This window comes from Brenneria populi (assembly GCF_036016195.1).
GTDB classification, from domain to species: Bacteria; Pseudomonadota; Gammaproteobacteria; order Enterobacterales; family Enterobacteriaceae; genus Brenneria; species Brenneria populi.
In genome coordinates this window covers 57,103-73,675 of sequence record NZ_JAYWTM010000017.1, presented here as the reverse complement: position 1 = coordinate 73,675, position 16,573 = coordinate 57,103, and the positions used below count along the sequence as shown (strand labels likewise).

The window sequence follows — 16,573 nt, the reverse complement described above, 5'->3', positions numbered from 1 at the left end:
ATATGGCACAAGCACATTGCAAAAAAATCTTCCTTGGCGCCGCCGTCGGTATGGCGCTACTCACGCTGGCCGGCTGCGCTCAGCATCCGAAAGACGAACAGCAGGCGCCGCGGCAGTTATCCAATCAAATGGTGCTGGCGCTGAACTGGTTCCAGCAATCCGGCGAATACCGGGCGTTGGCGCACCAGGCGTTTAATAGCGCGCAACGCGCTTTTGATCAGGCTAAGCCTGCCGCGGGTAAGAAGAAAGCCGTGGTGGTCGATCTGGATGAAACCATGCTGGATAACAGCGCTTATGCAGGCTGGCAGGTGCGGCAAAATAAAACGTTTGACGGCGCATCCTGGGCGAAATGGTCGCAGGCCGCTCAGGCGCAGGCCATTCCTGGCGCGGTGCGGTTCGCCAACTACGTCAACAGCCATGGCGGCACCATGTTTTATGTCTCCAACCGCAGGCAGTCGGAGTTCGATGCCACCGTCGCCAATATGCGCACGCTCGGCTTTACCGGTATGTCGGCGAAAACCGTACTGCTCGCCCAGGATTCATCGAACAAGCAGGCGCGCTTCGACAGCATTAAAAACGCCGGTTACGACATCGTGGTCTACGCGGGCGATAACCTGAACGACTTTGGCGCCGCCACCTATCATCAGGATAACGCGCAGCGGCGGGCGTTTGTCGGCGCGAACGAGGATAAGTTCGGCGCCGAGTTCATCGTTCTGCCCAACCCGCTCTACGGCGACTGGGAAAGCGGCCTGGCGACGGACTATAACAAGCTGACGCCGCAGCAAAAGCTACAGGCGCGCGCGCAAGCGGTTCAAGCCTGGGACGGCCGGTAAGCGCTCGGTCGGGGGTGCCGGCGTATGCCGCCATCCCCATCTTCGCGCAGGCGGAGGGCGCCCGCGCTTTTCTTAGGCGTCAATCGCGATCGATGGCGAACGAAGACCACGCCTGTCGTACCGGCATCACTTCGAGCCGGTTGATATTCATATGATCCGGCAGGGTGGCGATGGTGTAAATCTGCCCGGCGATATCCTCTGCGGTGAGCGGCGTGGTTCCCTGGTAGAGCTTGTCCGACGCCGCCTGGTCGCCTTTGGTTCTGACCAGCGTGAATTCAGTTTCCGCGATGCCGGGCGCCAAATCGGTCACCCGCACGCCGGTGCCCTGCAGATCGCAACGCAGGTTATAGCTGAACTGCTTCACAAATGCCTTTGACGCGCCGTAAACGTGGCTGCCGGGATACGGCCACTGCCCGGCGATGGAGCCGAGATTGATGATGCTGGCGCCTTTCCCGGTTGCAATCAAGGTCGGCAATAACGCGTGGGTGACGTTGACCAGCCCGGTAACGTTGGTGTCGATCATGGTATGCCAATCTTCCAGATCGACCTTCTGCGACGGATAGGGCGCCAGCGCCAGACCCGCATTATTTACCAGCGTTTTCACCGCTTTGAATTCCGCCGGCAGCGTCTCGACCAGTTTTTTGACCGCCTGCGCGTCTCTGACGTCCAGCGCCGAATAGTAGACCGGAACCTTGCCGGACAGCTCATCCGACAGCGCCTGCAGCCGCTCTTCCCGACGACCGGTAAGGATCAGCGACCAGCCGTTGGCGGCAAAATGGCGCGCCGCGGCCTGGCCGAATCCGGAAGTTGCCCCGGTGATAAACACAATATTCTGCATTGAAAGCGCCCTCTGAAGTTTGATGTATCGTTTTTCCAACCTGATTAGGGCGGTTTTCCGCCGCATGCCGGTCACTTAAGCCGGTGTTTCCTGTATCTCGCTGCTTAAACGATCGGCACTAGGCTTTCCGCTCCTGGTTTTTCCACTTTACGGAGAGGAAAACATCTCCGACAGAGCCAGTTGCACGGAATTGATGGGACAAACTGGCCCATAGTTATTCGCAATCTGGCTCTATGAACGCCGGCGTTTTTGTCTCTAGTCTGATTCTGAAGAAGAAACACACCCTGCGCAACCCCGCCGCTCAAGACGAAGCGGCACCGAACGAATAAGTGCGCGGCCTGTACCGCGCAATGATGAGGATGAGAAGATGACGAATCACAATGACGCCGCGTTGTCCAATGACTATGTCCGTCAGTTGGACAGGCAGTATGTTTTTCACTCCTGGTCAACGCAGGGGGCGCTGAACCCGATGGTTATCGCCGGCGGCGAGGGCTGCCGCCTCTGGGACTATGAAGGGAAAACCTATCTGGACTTCAGCAGTCAGCTGGTGAACACCAATATCGGCCATCAGCATCCGAAGGTGATTGCGGCCATCAAAGCCCAGGCGGCGGCGCTGGCGACCATCGCCCCGGCCACGGCCAATCTGGCGCGCGGCGAAGCGGCGAAACGCATCGTCGCCCGCGCGCCGGAGAAGTTCAACAAAGTGTTTTTCACCAACGCGGGCGCGGACGCCAATGAAAACGCGATCCGTATGGCGCGCCTGTTTACCGGCAAGGAGAAGGTGCTGTCCGGCTACCGCTCCTACCATGGCAATACCGGCAGCGCGATCGGCGCGACCGGCGACTGGCGCCGTCTGCCCAATGAGTATTCCCGCGGCCATGTTCACTTCTTCACCCCTTATCTGTATCGCAGCGAATTTATGGCGCAAACCGAACAAGAGGAGTGCGAGGCGGCGCTGCGTCACCTGCGCCGCATTATCGAGTGCGAAGGGCCGAACACCATCGCCGCCATTTTGCTGGAAACCATTCCGGGCACCGCGGGCATCCTGGTGCCGCCCGCCGGCTATTTGCCCGGCGTTCAGGCGCTGGCCAACGAGTTCGGCATCGTGCTGATTATGGATGAAGTGATGGCCGGCTTCGGGCGCACCGGCTCCTGGTTTACGTTTGAACATTACGGCGTCGAGCCCGACCTGATCACCTTCGCCAAAGGCGTGAACTCCGGTTACGTGCCGGCGGGAGGCGTGCTGATTTCCGATCCGATCGCCCATTTTTTCGATACGCGCATGTTCCCCGGCGGTTTGACCTATTCCGGCCATCCTCTGGCGATGGCGGCCATCGTGGCGACGCTGGATGCGATGGAAGAGGAAAAAATCGTGGAAAACGCGGCCAAAATCGGCAACGGCATACTGGCGGCCGGTTTGCGAACGCTGGGCGAAAAATACGCCATTGTCGGCGAGGTGCGCGGCATCGGCCTGTTCCATGCGCTGGAGCTGGTCGCCGATCCGGTGAGTAAAACGCCGTTGCCGGCCGCCGCCATGGGCGAGTTTAAAGCCCGGCTGCTGGATAAAGGGCTCTTGGGCTTTGTGGCGGAAAACCGTCTGCACGTCGTGCCGCCCTGTATCGTGACCGCGGATGAGGTGACCCAGGCGCTGGGAATGATTGATGAGGCGCTTGCCGAACTAAACGCGAAGTTCGCCTGAGCCCGCAATGCGCCGGAGCGCCATTTAGCCAATAGCCGGGGCAAGGGGGCGGGGCGTTTGAGCCCCCTATCTCGGCGCATAACCTAAGAATGGCGCTATTTTAGCGCCCGAAATATCCCCTGCCGTGGAATATGAATACCGTTCACTTAAGCGGGTCTTGAGGGGAAGCTCCGGGGGAGGCTCCCGTAGGGACGCCTCACCCCGGTGGTCGCCCCGTGTATCTCAATGCTTAAATGATCGGCATCATGCCGTGGAATATGGCAATTTCTGGAAATTCCCGCTGCCTGCGAACAACGCCAATCAAACAGGGTTATCCATTGCCCCCGGGCAACCCCTTCATAAAAACTTAAATATACGTTTTACCTATATATCTTGCGCCAAATAGAGGCAAAAAGGCGGCCATTTGCACCAAATGTGTTTTTCCGCATTACGGGAGATAAGGAATATTCCCCTGTTATTAGTGTGGTTGGGGGAAAAATAAACATTGGCATGAAAATGGCATCCGCTTAGTCAGAAATTTAACCAAACAGTCAGAAACCGCCAATACCCTATAGGACAACCGGTATGAGCCAACCCATGTATGCAGATGAGCCATCACTCATAACGACGACGCCGGCCCCGAGTACGGCCAGACCGGCAATCGTGGTGCGTGACGCCAATGTGATTTATCCGGCGGCCGATAAGCCGGTACACGCGTTGCAGGATATTAATCTGACCATCCGTCAGGGGGAGTTCGTTTCCTTCATCGGCCCTTCCGGCTGCGGCAAAACCACACTGCTGCGGGTGATTGCCGACCTGGAGCCCATCACCTCCGGCGAGGTCGCGGTCAACGATATGACGCCCGCTGAGGCCAGGCTGGCGCGCGCATACGGATATGTGTTCCAGGCGCCCGTTTTGCTGCCGTGGCGCACCGTGCTGGCCAATGTGTTGCTGCCCTTGCAGATTCAGGGCGTCCCGCCGGTGCGCGCCGAGGAGATCGCGCGCGAACAGCTGGCGCGGGTCGGCCTGAGCGGGTTTGAGAAAAAGTACCCGTGGCAGCTTTCCGGCGGAATGCAGCAGCGGGCGTCCATTGCGCGCGCCCTGGGATTCGAACCCAAAATTTTGATGATGGATGAGCCTTTCGGCGCGCTGGATGAGCTGACCCGCGATAATCTGAATCAGCAGTTGCAGCAGCTCTGGTTCAACGAACGGCGCACGATGGTGTTCGTGACCCACTCCATTGCCGAAGCGGTCTATCTGTCCACGCGCATTGTGATTATGTCGCCCCGTCCCGGCCGCATTGTCAAAATCATCGACTCGCCTTTACCCCACGAACGGGATCTGTCCATGCGGGATACGCCGGAATTTATGCGTCTGGCTCAGGAAGTGCGCGCAGCGCTAATCGAGGGACATCATGAACATTGACGCTCTGCGCTACCGGGTCTTCCCGGTCGCCGTGATTATCGCCGCGGCGCTGGCGTGCTGGTATCTGCTGGCGATAGCGCTGAACGCGCAGGGCGCGATTGAACGCAGCCTCTCCGGCGACTGGGGCTGGCGCGAACTGGCGCGGACTACGCTGAACATGTCGCGCCCGGTGTTGCCCGCGCCGCACCAGATTGCGGCCGATATCTGGACCAGCCTGACGAAATGGCCGCTGACCTCGCCGCGCAATCTGCTGCTGCATGCCTGGGTGACGGCCAGCGCCGCCCTGACCGGCTTTGCTATGGGCGTGGCGCTTGGCCTGGCGCTGGCCGTTTGCATTGTGCATTCCCGTACGCTGGATAGGGCTCTGCTGCCGTGGATTGTGGCGTCGCAAACGGTGCCGGTGCTGGCGATAGCGCCGATTGTGCTGATTATCCTGGGCAGCCTGGGGATCGTCGGCCTGCTGCCGAAAGCCGCCATCGCCATGTACCTCTGCTTTTTCCCGGTCACCATCGCCACCGTGCAGGGGCTGCGCGCGCCGCGGCAGCTGGAAATGGAACTGGTTCACACCTATGCCGCCAGCCGCATTGATACCTTCTGGATGGTGCGGCTGCCCTCCGCCTTGCCTTATCTGTTTCCGGCGTTCCGGGTGGCGATCGCCAGCGGTCTGGTCGGCACTATGGTGGCGGAGCTGCCGACGGGCGCGCAGGCCGGTCTCGGCGCCCGCCTGCTAACCGGTTCCTATTACGGTAACACCATTCAAATCTGGTCCGCCTTGACGGTGGCCTCTTTGCTGGGGCTGTTTCTGACCGCCCTGGTCAGCCTGACGGAATATGCCGTCATGTCGCGTCGTAAGGGAGGTTAGTGATGCGTAAATCCGTTACCGGCGGTTTCGGCCTTGTCGTCGCCTTGATCGCGGTTCTTATGGCGCTGGGGCAGCTGATCCCCGGCGGCGCGGCGCAAAGCGGCCTTACTCAGGCGGTGGTCATCGAACTGTTGCTGCTGTGCGCGGCGCTGTTGGCGCTGTATCCCTCTTCATCGCCGTGGCTCCCGGCCCTGGTGGGCGCGCCTACGCTTGCGGCGGCCGCAATGTTGATTCAGCCCGGCGCGATGGCGCAGCCTGACGCCGCGTATTGGCTGGCGATATCGGCGCTGGCGCTGCTGGCGTGCCACAGCGTGCAGCGCCTGGCGAACGGCGCCGGCAAACGTCTGCCGGCCGGCGCGGTCGCCGCGCTATCCGGCGCCTGGGTTCTCTACTTCTGGCAACTGCTGGTCACGGTGTTCGCCGTGCCCCAGGTTCTGCTGCCGGCGCCGACCGGTATTGTCCGCGCATTGTATGAGAACGCCGGGATGCTGACGGGCGACTTTGTGCAGACGGTGCTGAAGTCGGTGCTGGCGGGCTACCTGCTGGGCAGCGGCATGGGCATCGCGCTGGGGATTCTGATCGACAGATCGCCGTTTCTGCAGCGCGGCCTGCTGCCGCTGGCCAACCTGACCAGCACTATCCCGCTGGTGGGCGTGGCGCCGATTGCGGTGATGTGGTTTGGTTTTGACTGGCCTTCCAAGGCGGCGGTCATCGTGCTGGTAACGTTTTTCCCCGCGCTGGTCAGTACGCTGGCGGGCCTGCGGGCCAGCGGCAAACTGGAGCGGGAGCTGATGTATTGCTACGCCGCGACGCCGCGCGTCACCCTGCGGACGCTGCGTTTCCCGGCGGCGCTGCCCTTTATTTTCGGCGCGCTGAAGGTTAACGCCACGCTGGCGATGATCAGCGCGATTGTCGCCGAATATTTCGGCTCTCCCACGGCGGGGCTGGGGTTTCGTATCTCGACCGAGGCGGCCCGTATGCATATGCCCATCGTGTGGGCGGCTATCGTGGTGGCGTCCGTGGCGGGATCGCTGTTTTATGCGCTGCTGGTTTGGTTGGAACGGCGCGTGAATTTCTGGCATCCCTCCGTGCGCGGCGCGTCGTAAACGGAGAGCACGGCCGCTCCGGGAACGGCGGTCAAAAACCGCGTCTCCGACAAAGATTTTTTGAAGAAGATGTTGTTACTCAGATAGATGGCGTTGTTAAACATTGGCGTGTTTCACCCTAACCCGAGGATACCCCTATGAGAGATCGTTCTGCCTTTCGCAAGTGCTTGACTGCGGCCGCCACGACGTTGGCGCTGTCACTGACCGCCGGCGCCTATGCCGCCGAAAAAGTGACGCTGCAGCTTAAGTGGTTACCTCAGGCGCAGTTTGCGGGCTACTATGTGGCGCAGGCCAAGGGCTATTACCAGGATGCCGGGCTGGATGTCACCATCAAGCCGGGGGGAACCGATATCTCTCCGGTACAGGTTATCGCCGGCAAATCGGCGGACGTCATCGTTAACTGGATGCCCGACGCCCTGGCCGCACGCGAATCCGGCGTGCCGCTGGTGAATATCGCCCAGATATTCGATCGTTCCGGCATGATGCTGACCTGCCGCAAATCGACCGGCATCAAGACGCCGGCGGATCTGAAGGGCAAAACGCTGGGCGTCTGGTTCGGCGGCAATGAGTATCCTTTCTTCAACTGGATGCATAAACTGGGCTATAAACCGGACGCCGACATTAAAGTGCTGAAGCAGGGCTTTAACGTCGATCCGCTGTTGCAGAATCAGGCCGCCTGTATTTCCGCCATGAACTACAACGAATACTGGCAGTTGATCGACGCCGGAATGAAACAGAGCGATCTGATTTCGTTCCCGTATGAGGATCAGGGCGTCTCCACCCTGGAGGATGGGCTTTACGTGCTGGAATCCAGCCTGAAAGATCCGGCTTTTGTGGCGAAAATGGCGAAATTCCTACAGGCCACCTACAAAGGCTGGAACGAGGCGGTCAATAACCCGGCCGAAGCCGCGGAGATTGTGGTTAACGAAGACGCGTCCGGCTCCGCCACGGTGGAAGTTCAGCAACGGCAGATGGAAAACGTCGCTAAACTGATCACCAATGCCAATACGCCGCGAATCGGCTATCTGGATCCCGCCGCCTACCGCCGCACCGTGGAGGTTTTGCTGAGCGGCGGCGGCGCTTCGGTGATCAAGAAAGACCCCGGCGACGGCGCCATGACGCACGCGGTCTGGGAAGCGGCGGCGAAGTAACAAATAGTGGGAGATCGCCCTTTCTTTGCGTCTGGGCGCGCCGCTGCCGCCGTTTCGTCAACGCTCGCTTTCTCTTGCCGGGAAGGCGAGCGGCGATAAGCGAGGTGATAAATGCTAAAAAAGACGTTAACCGATGAAGCGGCGAAAGGCCGCATCCGGCTTGATAATGAAGCGGTGATCCTGCTGGCCGCGGAGCAGGTGTTTGCGCGTTTTGGGTTTAAAGGCGCCACGATGGCGCAGATTGCGCAAGAGGCCAGGCTGCCGAAACCGAACCTGCACTACTATTTCGGCAATAAGCAAAACCTGTATTTGCGCGTTCTGGACGGCATTTTGTATGACTGGCTGTCGCCGCTGGAGCACTTCCAGCCGCAGGCCGATCCGCGTAGCGTCATCGAACAGTATGTGCGGCAAAAAATGGTATTAACCTTTGAGCGTCCCTACGCCTCCAAACTGTTTGCCAATGAACTGCTGCAGGGCGCGCCGATGGTGCATAATATATTGAAAACGCAGCTGCGCGATCTGGTCGCCGCCAAGTCGGCGGTGGTTGACGGTTGGATAGCGCAAGGGCTGCTGTCGCCTCTCGATAGCCCACACTTCTTTTTCTCCATCTGGGCGATGACGCAAACCTATGCGGATTTCGATATTCAGATCGCCGCCGTGCTCGGCGCAGAGGCCGACGCGCCCGAGGGGCGCCGGCGCGCCATCGATCATGTTCTGACCAGCGTGTTTAGAATGTGCGGGTTGGATTAACGCCGGCCCGATTATCATGCGGTCAGCCCGCGCCCTCGCGGTAAAAAATAGCATGACCCTATCCCCGCTTTGCCTGCGCCGTATTCTCGTTCCATCAACCGAGATGCCGCCAGCGGCGTCAATTTTCGCGACGTCACCGGCAGCGCGTTTGGAGAGCTGATGCATTTAGCCGCCGTTTCTTCCCGGCCGCCATATCACTTAGCGTGAAGGCGCTCTCGCCGCCGTTTTCACCCCCCTCCGCAGCACAAAAATAGCGCAGCGCAATGAAATAAATCGCCTGGCTTGCACCGTATTTGGTCAAAATTTGTTCTTATGGCTCAGCGTAAATATCGCTAATTATCTATTTTTATTGGTTTTTATTTATCCCGCGGAAATGGCACATAAATAGCATGGTTAGTTTGGGAAAGTTAACCATTTGGTCAAGATACGTTGGAAAACGTGGCGCCAGCGGATTTTTCCTTCATTCGACATTAGCGGGAGAACCACTATGAACCAGCGAAAGCAAGGCGATGCGAGCGGGCGGTTGAGCGGCTTACCGCTGTGCCCCAGAGACCCTGATGCAAACCAGCCGGAGGAGCGTGCCGCATGAAAACACCATTACCGCTCGGCGTCGATGCGCCCGGTATTCAGGCCGGGCGACTGAGCGACGCCCAGTACGCGGACAACTTCGCCGACAGCGTCGTTCCGCTCGGCAAAATTCAGGCGGTGATTGAGGCGGAGCGGTGCTACTACTGCTACGACGCGCCCTGCACCCGCTCGTGTCCGGCGGATATCAACGTCCCGAGCTTTATTCATCGTATCGCCCAGGAAAACGTGCGCGGCGCCGCCGAAGCCATTTTGAGCGCCAACGTGCTGGGCGGCATGTGCGCCCGGGTTTGTCCGACCGAAACCCTGTGCGAACAGGCCTGCGTGCGCAACCAGCAGGACGGCAAGCCGGTGCGCATCGGTCTGCTGCAGCGCTACGCCACCGATGCCTATCTCTCCAACCCGGGGCAGCCGCTGTTTACCCGCGCGACGCCGACCGGCAAAAGGGTGGCGGTGGCGGGCGCCGGTCCGGCGGGGCTAACGGCGGCGCATCGTCTGGCGCAGTGCGGGCACCATGTCGTGGTGTTCGACGCGCGGGAAAAGCCGGGCGGCCTGAATGAATACGGTCTGGCGACTTACAAAACCACCGACGATTTCGCCCAGCGGGAAATCGCCTGGCTGTTGTCCATCGGCGGCATTGAGCTGCGCCTCAATCAACGGCTGGGACGGGATATCTCGCTGGATACGCTGCGCGCGGATTACGACGCCGTTTTCCTCGCCATGGGATTAGGCGGCGTCAATGCGCTGGGCATTGAGGAAACGCCGCTGGAGGGCGTGCGCGAAGCGGTGGATTTTATTGCCGAACTGCGTCAATCCGCGCATCCGGGCGCGGTGCCGGTCGGCCGCCGCGTGGTGGTGATCGGCGGCGGTATGACGGCGGTGGACGCCGCGGTTCAGGCGAAAAAACTGGGGGCGCGCGAAGTCACCATGGTGTATCGCCGCGGCGAAGCGGACATGAAAGCGTCCGCGCATGAGCTGGCGTGGGCGAGAGCCAATGACGTCGTCCTGCGCTACTGGGCGGCGCCTCAGGCGATTCACGGTGAAGATAACCGCGTCACCGGGGTGTCGTTTAGGGTGATGCGCGCGCGGGAAGGGGCGCCGGCGGCAAGCGGCGAAACCTTCACCTTGCCGGCCGATATGGTGCTCAAGGCCATCGGCCAGCGCTATGACGCCGGCGCGACCGGCGGCGCGATCGCGCTGAAAAACGGCCGTATCGCCGCCGATGAGGAGGGCCGCATCTCGCTGCCCGGCGTCTGGGCCGGAGGGGACTGCTGCGCCGATGGCCTGGATCTGACGGTAGACGCGGTACGCCAGGGCAAAGCGGCGGCTGCGTCGATAGACGCGGCGCTGCGTCCTTGCGCCCGTCCGCCGGTCAATCATAAACCTTCAACCAGCGGAGAGTACTCACATGGCTGATATCAGCAGCAATTTTTTAGGCATCAAGAGTCCGAATCCTTTCTGGCTGGCTTCCGCTCCGCCCACCGATAAGGAGTACAACGTGGTGCGCGCGTTCGAGGCGGGCTGGGGAGGCGTGGTGTGGAAAACGCTGGGTCAGGATCCGCACGTGGTGAACGTCAACGGGCCGCGCTACGGCACGCTGCGTACCACCGACCGGCGCATTATCGGTTTAAACAATATCGAACTGATTACCGACCGCTCGCTGGAGACCAATCTGGAAGAGATTGCCCGCGTGAAGCGCAACTGGCCCGACCGGGCGATGATCGTCTCGATTATGGTGCCCTGCGAAGAGGACGCCTGGAAAAGCATTCTGCCGCTGGTGGAGCAGACCGGCGCGGACGGCATCGAACTGAACTTCGGCTGTCCGCACGGCATGAGCGAACGCGGTATGGGCGCCGCGGTGGGCCAGGTGCCGGAATATATCGAAATGGTCACCCGCTGGTGCAAGCGGTATTGCAGCCTGCCTGTGATCGTCAAACTGACGCCGAATATCACGGATATCCGCTATCCGGCGCGCGCGGCGCGGCAAGGCGGCGCGGACGCGGTGTCGCTGATAAACACCATCAACTCGGTGATAGGCGTGGATCTGGACCGGATGGTGATGTCCCCCGATACCGGCGGCAAGGGGTCGCACGGCGGGTACTGCGGTCCGGCGGTTAAGCCGATCGCCCTGAACATGGTGGCGGAGATCGCGCGTGATGAACACACCCGCGGATTGCCGATTTCCGGCATCGGCGGCGTCTCCACCTGGCGCGACGCCGCCGAGTTTATCGCGCTGGGCTGCGGCACGGTGCAGGTCTGCACCGCGGTGATGGTGCACGGTTTTCAGATCGTTAGCGACATGATCAGCGGCCTGTCCAACTTTATGGACGAACGCGGCTACCGCACGCTGGAGGCGTTCCGCGGGCGCGCCGTCGGCTCCGTCAGCGACTGGCGCTACCTGAACCTCAATCATATCGATAAAGCGGTCATCGATCAGGAGAAGTGCATCAAATGCGGCCGCTGCCATCTGGCCTGCGAGGACACCTCGCATCAGGCGATTACCAGTATGAAAGAGGGCGAGCGCCACTATGAAGTGAAGGAAGAGGAGTGCGTGGGCTGCAACCTGTGCGTCTCCATTTGTCCGGTGGAAGCCTGTATCTCCATGCGCAGCCTGCAGCCGGGGGAGGTGGATTTGCGCACCGGGAAGACGGTGAGCGGCGAGTACGCCAACTGGACGACGCACCCGAATAATCCGATGGCGACCACGGTCTGACGCGCCTCTGGGCCGTTATTGTCACCAGAACCAGCAATTAAGAGGGGTAAATAATGAGTCATAACCTGTTAATCAAAGGCGGTACGGTCGTTAATGCCGATCGGGAATTTCGCGCCGATGTGCTCTGCGCCGACGGCATCATCGTCGCGGTGGGCGAGGACGCCGCCCGCGCCGCGCCGGCGGGAACGGAGGAGATCGACGCCGGCGGTATGTATGTGATGCCGGGCGGCATCGATCCGCATACCCACATGAATTTCCCCTTTATGGGGACGGTGACGGTGGACGACTTCTACAGCGGAACCGCGGCGGGGCTGGCGGGCGGCACCACCACCATTATCGACTTCGTGATCCCCAACCCGCGTCAGCCGCTGATGGAGGCCTACCGCCAATGGCGAGGCTGGGCGGAAAAAGCGGCCTCCGACTATAGCTTCCACGTCGCCATCACCTGGTGGGACGAGAGCGTGCATCGCGATATGGGCACGCTGGTGAACCAGGAGGGCGTCAATAGCTTCAAGCACTTTATGGCCTATAAAAACGCCATCATGTGCGACGACGAAACGCTGATGAACAGTTTCCGCCGTTCGCTGGAACTGGGGGCGATGCCGACCGTTCACGCCGAAAACGGCGAAATGGTCTTTCTGTTGCAGCAGGAGATGATGAAGCGCGGCATCATCGGGCCGGAGGGGCATCCGCTGTCGCGTCCGCCGGAAGTGGAAGGGGAGGCGGCCAGCCGCGCCATCTCCATCGCCAACGTGCTGGGGGTGCCGATTTATGTGGTGCATGTTTCCTGTCAGGAGTCGGCCGAGGCCATTGCCCGCGCCCGGGCGCGCGGCCAGCGGGTTTACGGCGAGGTGTTGGCCGGCCATCTGGTGGTGGATGACAGCGTGTACCGCGATGCCGATTTCGCCAAGGCCGCCGCCCACGTCATGAGCCCGCCGTTCCGTCCGCAAGCGCATCAGGAGTCGCTGTGGCGCGGGTTGCAGTCCGGCCAGCTGCACACCACCGCCACCGACCACTGTACGTTCTGCGCCAGCCAGAAAGCCGCCGGCGACGGCGATTTCACCAAAATCCCTAACGGCTGCGGCGGCGTGGAGGAGCGTCTGGCGGTTATCTGGGACGCCGGGGTGAATAGCGGGCGCCTGACCCCCAGCGAATTCGTGGCGATCACCTCCGCCAATACCGCCCGGCTGTTCAATATCTACCCCCGCAAAGGCCGGGTGGCGGTAGGGTCCGACGCCGATCTGGTGGTCTGGGATCCCGACGGCAGCAAAACCCTGTCCGCCAAAACGCACCACTCAAGAAACGACTTCAACATCTTTGAGGGCCGTACGGTGCGGGGCATTCCGCGCTACACCGTCAGCCAGGGGACGCTGGTCTGGGCCGACGGCGATCTGCGCGCGCGGGAAGGGGCGGGCCGTTATATCAAACGCCCCGCCTTTAACGCCGATTTCAGCGCCTGCGCCCTGCGGGAGCGTCTGTCGGCTCCCGCGGCCGTCTCGCGTTAAGCGAAGCACTATTGACGAGAAGGCAACGTCACTCCATCCATGAGGAAATCTGTTATGAATAGCGAAGCGTTATCGACCGCGAAAAATAAAACCGAGCTTGCCGATCTGCGTATCGACGGCGATCGTCTGTGGCAGTCGCTGATGGATTTGGCGAAGATCGGCGCCACGCCGAAAGGCGGCGTATGCCGGCTCACGCTGACCGACCTGGATCGCCAGGGGCGCGATCTGGTCATCGGCTGGGGGAAGGCCGCCGGACTGTCGGTTGAGATCGACAAAATCGGCAACGTCTTTATGCGCCGTCCGGGTCGTAATAACGACCTGCCGCCGATCGTCGCGGGCAGCCATATCGATACCCAGCCGACCGGCGGAAAGTTTGACGGCAACTTCGGCGTGCTGTCGGCGTTGGAAGTGATCCGCACGCTGAACGACAATAAAATCGAAACCGCAGCGCCGGTGGAGATGGTGTTCTGGACCAATGAAGAGGGCTCGCGCTTTGTGCCGGTGATGATGGGGTCCGGCGTGTTCGCCGGCATTTTCCCGCTGGAATACGCCTATGCCGCGCAGGATGCGCAGGGTAAAACGGTGAAGGACGAGCTGGAGAAAATCGGTTATGCCGGGCCGAAAACGCCGGGCGATCATCCTATCGGCGCCTATTTTGAAGCGCATATCGAACAGGGGCCGATTCTGGAAGATAAAAATATTGAAATCGGCGTGGTGCAGGCGGTGTTGGGCATTCGCTGGTATGACTGCGTCGTCACCGGGATGGAGTCTCACGCCGGGCCGACGCCGATGGAGCTGCGCAAAGATGCGTTGCAGGTTTCCACCCGTATCATGCAGGAAGCGATCGCCATCGCCGATCGTTTCGCGCCGCACGGCCGCGGTACGGTGGGGATGGTGCAGGTCCATCCCAACAGCCGTAACGTGGTGCCGGGCAGCGTGAAGTTCTCCATCGATTTCCGCAATCTTACCGATGCGCTGGTGGATGAGATGGATGCGGCGCTAAAGGTCTACCTCGCCGAACTCGAGGCGGAAACCGGGCTGGGCATTCAATTGACCCAGGTCTCTCACTATCCCGCCGCGCCGTTCCATGCTGATTGCAAGGCGGCGATACGCCGCGCCGCCGATATGCTGGGTTACTCAAACATGGATATCGTTTCCGGCGCCGGGCACGATGCGGTTTACATGTCGGAGCTGGCGCCGACCGGGATGATCTTTATTCCGTGTAAGGACGGCATCAGCCATAACGAAATCGAGTATTCCTCTCCTGAGCAGGTGACGGCCGGCGCGAATGTGCTGCTGCACGCGGTGCTGGAAACCGCCGGGGCGGTAGGGCGCGGGGACGCCTAATTTCCGTCATTCCCGCGGCACCCCGACGTCATCCCTGCGTCAGTAGGCGGGGATCTCCTGCCGACACCGCAGACCGCGTAGCCGAGATGCCCGCCTGCGCGGGCATGACGAAATTAAAGCGCGGGGATGACGATGCGATCAAGCGCCGGGGCGGGTTAACAGCCGCTTTCCCGCATGGCTTTTGCCACTTCTTCAGCCAGAATGGCGATGCCGCGCTCCAGGCTCTGCGCATCCGGCACATAGTTCATACGCAGGCACTGATGCGCGTGCGGCCACTCCTGCTCCAGACCGGGGAAGAAGTAGTGGCCCGGCACCATCAATACGCCGCGCTTTTTCAGCCGCTGATAAAGCGCTTCGGTGGTGATGGGCAAATTCTTAAACCATAGCCACAGGAAAATCGCCCCCTCCGGCTTATGAATAAGGCACTGTTCCTCCGACAGATAGCGGCGGATCAGCGCGATGGTTTCCGTGACGCGCCGCTGGTAGAACGGGCGGATCGTCTCATTGGCGAGCCGCAGCAAATCGCCGCGCCGGATCATCTCATGGGCGATCGCCGGCCCCACCGCGCCCGGCGACAGACTGATAATGCCGTTCATATTGCCCAGCGCGGAAACGATCTTCTCATCGGCAACGACGATGCCGCAGCGCGAGCCGGGCAGCCCCAGCTTGGAGAGGCTCATGCACAGAATCGTGTTCGGGTTCCACAGCGGCGTGGCTTCGCTGAAGATGATGCCGGGGAAGGGAACGCCGTACGCATTATCAATCAGCAGCGGCACGTCGTGCTGCTGCGCCAGAATATCCAACCGCATTAGCTCTTCGTCGGTCAGTACGTTGCCGGTTGGGTTGGTCGGCCGGGAGACGCAAATCAGCCCGATATCCTCGGCGATCGACAGGCGATCGAAATCGATGTGATATTTGAATTGCCCCGCGGGCAGCAGCTCAATCTGCGGACGGATGGAGACAAACATGTTTTCATCCAGACCGGAATCCGCATAGCCGATGTATTCCGGCGCCAGCGGGAACAGCACCTTGCGCCGGCCGCCGTCGGCATGGCGTCCGGCAAACAGGTTGAATAAGTAGAAAAACGCGCTCTGACTGCCATTTGTTAGCACAATATTCTGCGGTCCGATCTGCCAGCCTAACTCGTCGCGCAGCAGATCGGCGAGCGAGTTAAGCAACGCGTCTTTTCCCTGCGGGCCGTCGTAATTGCACAGAGCCTCGGTGAGTTTTCCCTGTTCCAGCATCTCCTGACAGAGTTGTTGAAAATAGGCATCCATCGCCGGAATATGCGCCGGATTGCCGCCCCCCAACATGATTGCCCCAGGCGTGCGGAGCCCCTCGTTCATGTCATCCATTAGCTGCGTGATGCCTGCATGACGGGTGAATTTGTTGCCGAAAAGAGAGAAGTTCATAGTTTGTCGATCAATGGCCATACATGAATAGAGCGCCACCATAGCGCCTGCGCAACCAGGATGCAATGTGGCGAATAATCAAACGTTCGGGATATTATTCTAATATATATTTATATTTAGGAATAATGCGCTGGCCGCGCGGCGGCTTCATTTGCCATGTGCGATGCGCGCCGCGATGGTGATATTCCACGGCCGGCAGCGGCTAATGGCGAGCTGAATCGATGTCAGCTTTAGCCGATCCATACGTCTTTTTTGTGCAAAAAACATTAATGTTTTTGATGATAATGTGATCTCGGTAGGAAATATTGAGTGGCAAAAGTCTATTTCTTGAACTGGTGATTCGTATCACATTCCGAATCGTTGCTGAT

At 60.4% G+C, this 16,573-nt stretch carries 13 protein-coding genes; 11 read left to right on the top strand and 2 right to left on the bottom strand.

Annotation, left to right across the window (positions count from 1 at the left end; genetic code table 11):
* Window positions 1–2: 2 nt before the first annotated feature.
* Window positions 3–833 carry a 5'-nucleotidase, lipoprotein e(P4) family gene (locus VSX58_RS16030; protein WP_327618964.1) on the top strand — a complete coding sequence of 277 codons (831 nt, stop codon included), beginning with the start codon at window positions 3–5 and terminating at the stop codon, window positions 831–833.
* A gap of 79 nt (window positions 834–912) precedes the next feature.
* Here VSX58_RS16030 and VSX58_RS16025 read toward each other — a convergent pair whose 3' ends face one another.
* Window positions 913–1,671, bottom strand: a complete 759-nt coding sequence (locus VSX58_RS16025) for an SDR family NAD(P)-dependent oxidoreductase (RefSeq protein WP_327618963.1) — start codon at window positions 1,669–1,671, stop codon at window positions 913–915.
* 367 nt (window positions 1,672–2,038) lie between these two features.
* On the opposite strand from VSX58_RS16025, the gene VSX58_RS16020 reads away from it, so the two are divergent.
* The 10 genes from VSX58_RS16020 to VSX58_RS15975 all read left to right on the top strand — a co-directional run bounded on the left by VSX58_RS16020 (window position 2,039) and on the right by VSX58_RS15975 (window position 14,793).
* Window positions 2,039–3,370 (top strand): aspartate aminotransferase family protein, encoded by a 1,332-nt coding sequence (locus tag VSX58_RS16020; protein WP_327618962.1) that lies wholly within the window; start codon window positions 2,039–2,041, stop codon window positions 3,368–3,370.
* A gap of 564 nt (window positions 3,371–3,934) precedes the next feature.
* Window positions 3,935–4,774 carry an ABC transporter ATP-binding protein gene (locus tag VSX58_RS16015; protein ID WP_327614785.1) on the top strand — a complete coding sequence of 280 codons (840 nt, stop codon included), beginning with the start codon at window positions 3,935–3,937 and terminating at the stop codon, window positions 4,772–4,774.
* Window positions 4,764–5,636 carry an ABC transporter permease gene (locus VSX58_RS16010; protein ID WP_327618961.1) on the top strand — a complete coding sequence of 291 codons (873 nt, stop codon included), beginning with the start codon at window positions 4,764–4,766 and terminating at the stop codon, window positions 5,634–5,636. The genes VSX58_RS16015 and VSX58_RS16010 overlap by 11 nt, the downstream gene beginning before the upstream one ends.
* A 2-nt stretch (window positions 5,637–5,638) precedes the next feature.
* Complete coding sequence (locus tag VSX58_RS16005) at window positions 5,639–6,742, top strand: ABC transporter permease (RefSeq protein WP_327618960.1); 1,104 nt, start codon at window positions 5,639–5,641, stop codon at window positions 6,740–6,742.
* A gap of 137 nt (window positions 6,743–6,879) precedes the next feature.
* The gene (locus tag VSX58_RS16000) at window positions 6,880–7,893 is read left to right on the top strand and encodes an ABC transporter substrate-binding protein (protein WP_327618959.1); all 1,014 of its coding nucleotides are present in this window, start codon (window positions 6,880–6,882) and stop codon (window positions 7,891–7,893) included.
* A 111-nt stretch (window positions 7,894–8,004) separates the two neighbouring features.
* Window positions 8,005–8,643, top strand: a complete 639-nt coding sequence (locus VSX58_RS15995) for a TetR family transcriptional regulator C-terminal domain-containing protein (RefSeq protein ID WP_327618958.1) — start codon at window positions 8,005–8,007, stop codon at window positions 8,641–8,643.
* Between the two features lie 585 nt (window positions 8,644–9,228).
* Window positions 9,229–10,644, top strand: a complete 1,416-nt coding sequence (locus tag VSX58_RS15990; protein ID WP_327618957.1) for an NAD(P)-dependent oxidoreductase — start codon at window positions 9,229–9,231, stop codon at window positions 10,642–10,644.
* Window positions 10,637–11,941: an NAD-dependent dihydropyrimidine dehydrogenase subunit PreA gene (preA, locus tag VSX58_RS15985; protein ID WP_327618956.1), complete on the top strand. Its 1,305-nt coding sequence runs from the start codon at window positions 10,637–10,639 to the stop codon at window positions 11,939–11,941. The genes VSX58_RS15990 and preA overlap by 8 nt, the downstream gene beginning before the upstream one ends.
* 53 nt (window positions 11,942–11,994) lie before the next feature.
* The gene (gene hydA / locus VSX58_RS15980; RefSeq protein ID WP_327618955.1) at window positions 11,995–13,446 is read left to right on the top strand and encodes a dihydropyrimidinase; all 1,452 of its coding nucleotides are present in this window, start codon (window positions 11,995–11,997) and stop codon (window positions 13,444–13,446) included.
* Window positions 13,447–13,500: 54 nt separating this feature from the next.
* Complete coding sequence (locus VSX58_RS15975; protein WP_327618954.1) at window positions 13,501–14,793, top strand: Zn-dependent hydrolase; 1,293 nt, start codon at window positions 13,501–13,503, stop codon at window positions 14,791–14,793.
* Between the two features lie 155 nt (window positions 14,794–14,948).
* Here VSX58_RS15975 and VSX58_RS15970 read toward each other — a convergent pair whose 3' ends face one another.
* Entirely contained in the window at window positions 14,949–16,205 is a 1,257-nt protein-coding gene (locus VSX58_RS15970; protein ID WP_327618953.1) for a valine--pyruvate transaminase, read from the bottom strand.
* Window positions 16,206–16,573: the final 368 nt, after the last annotated feature.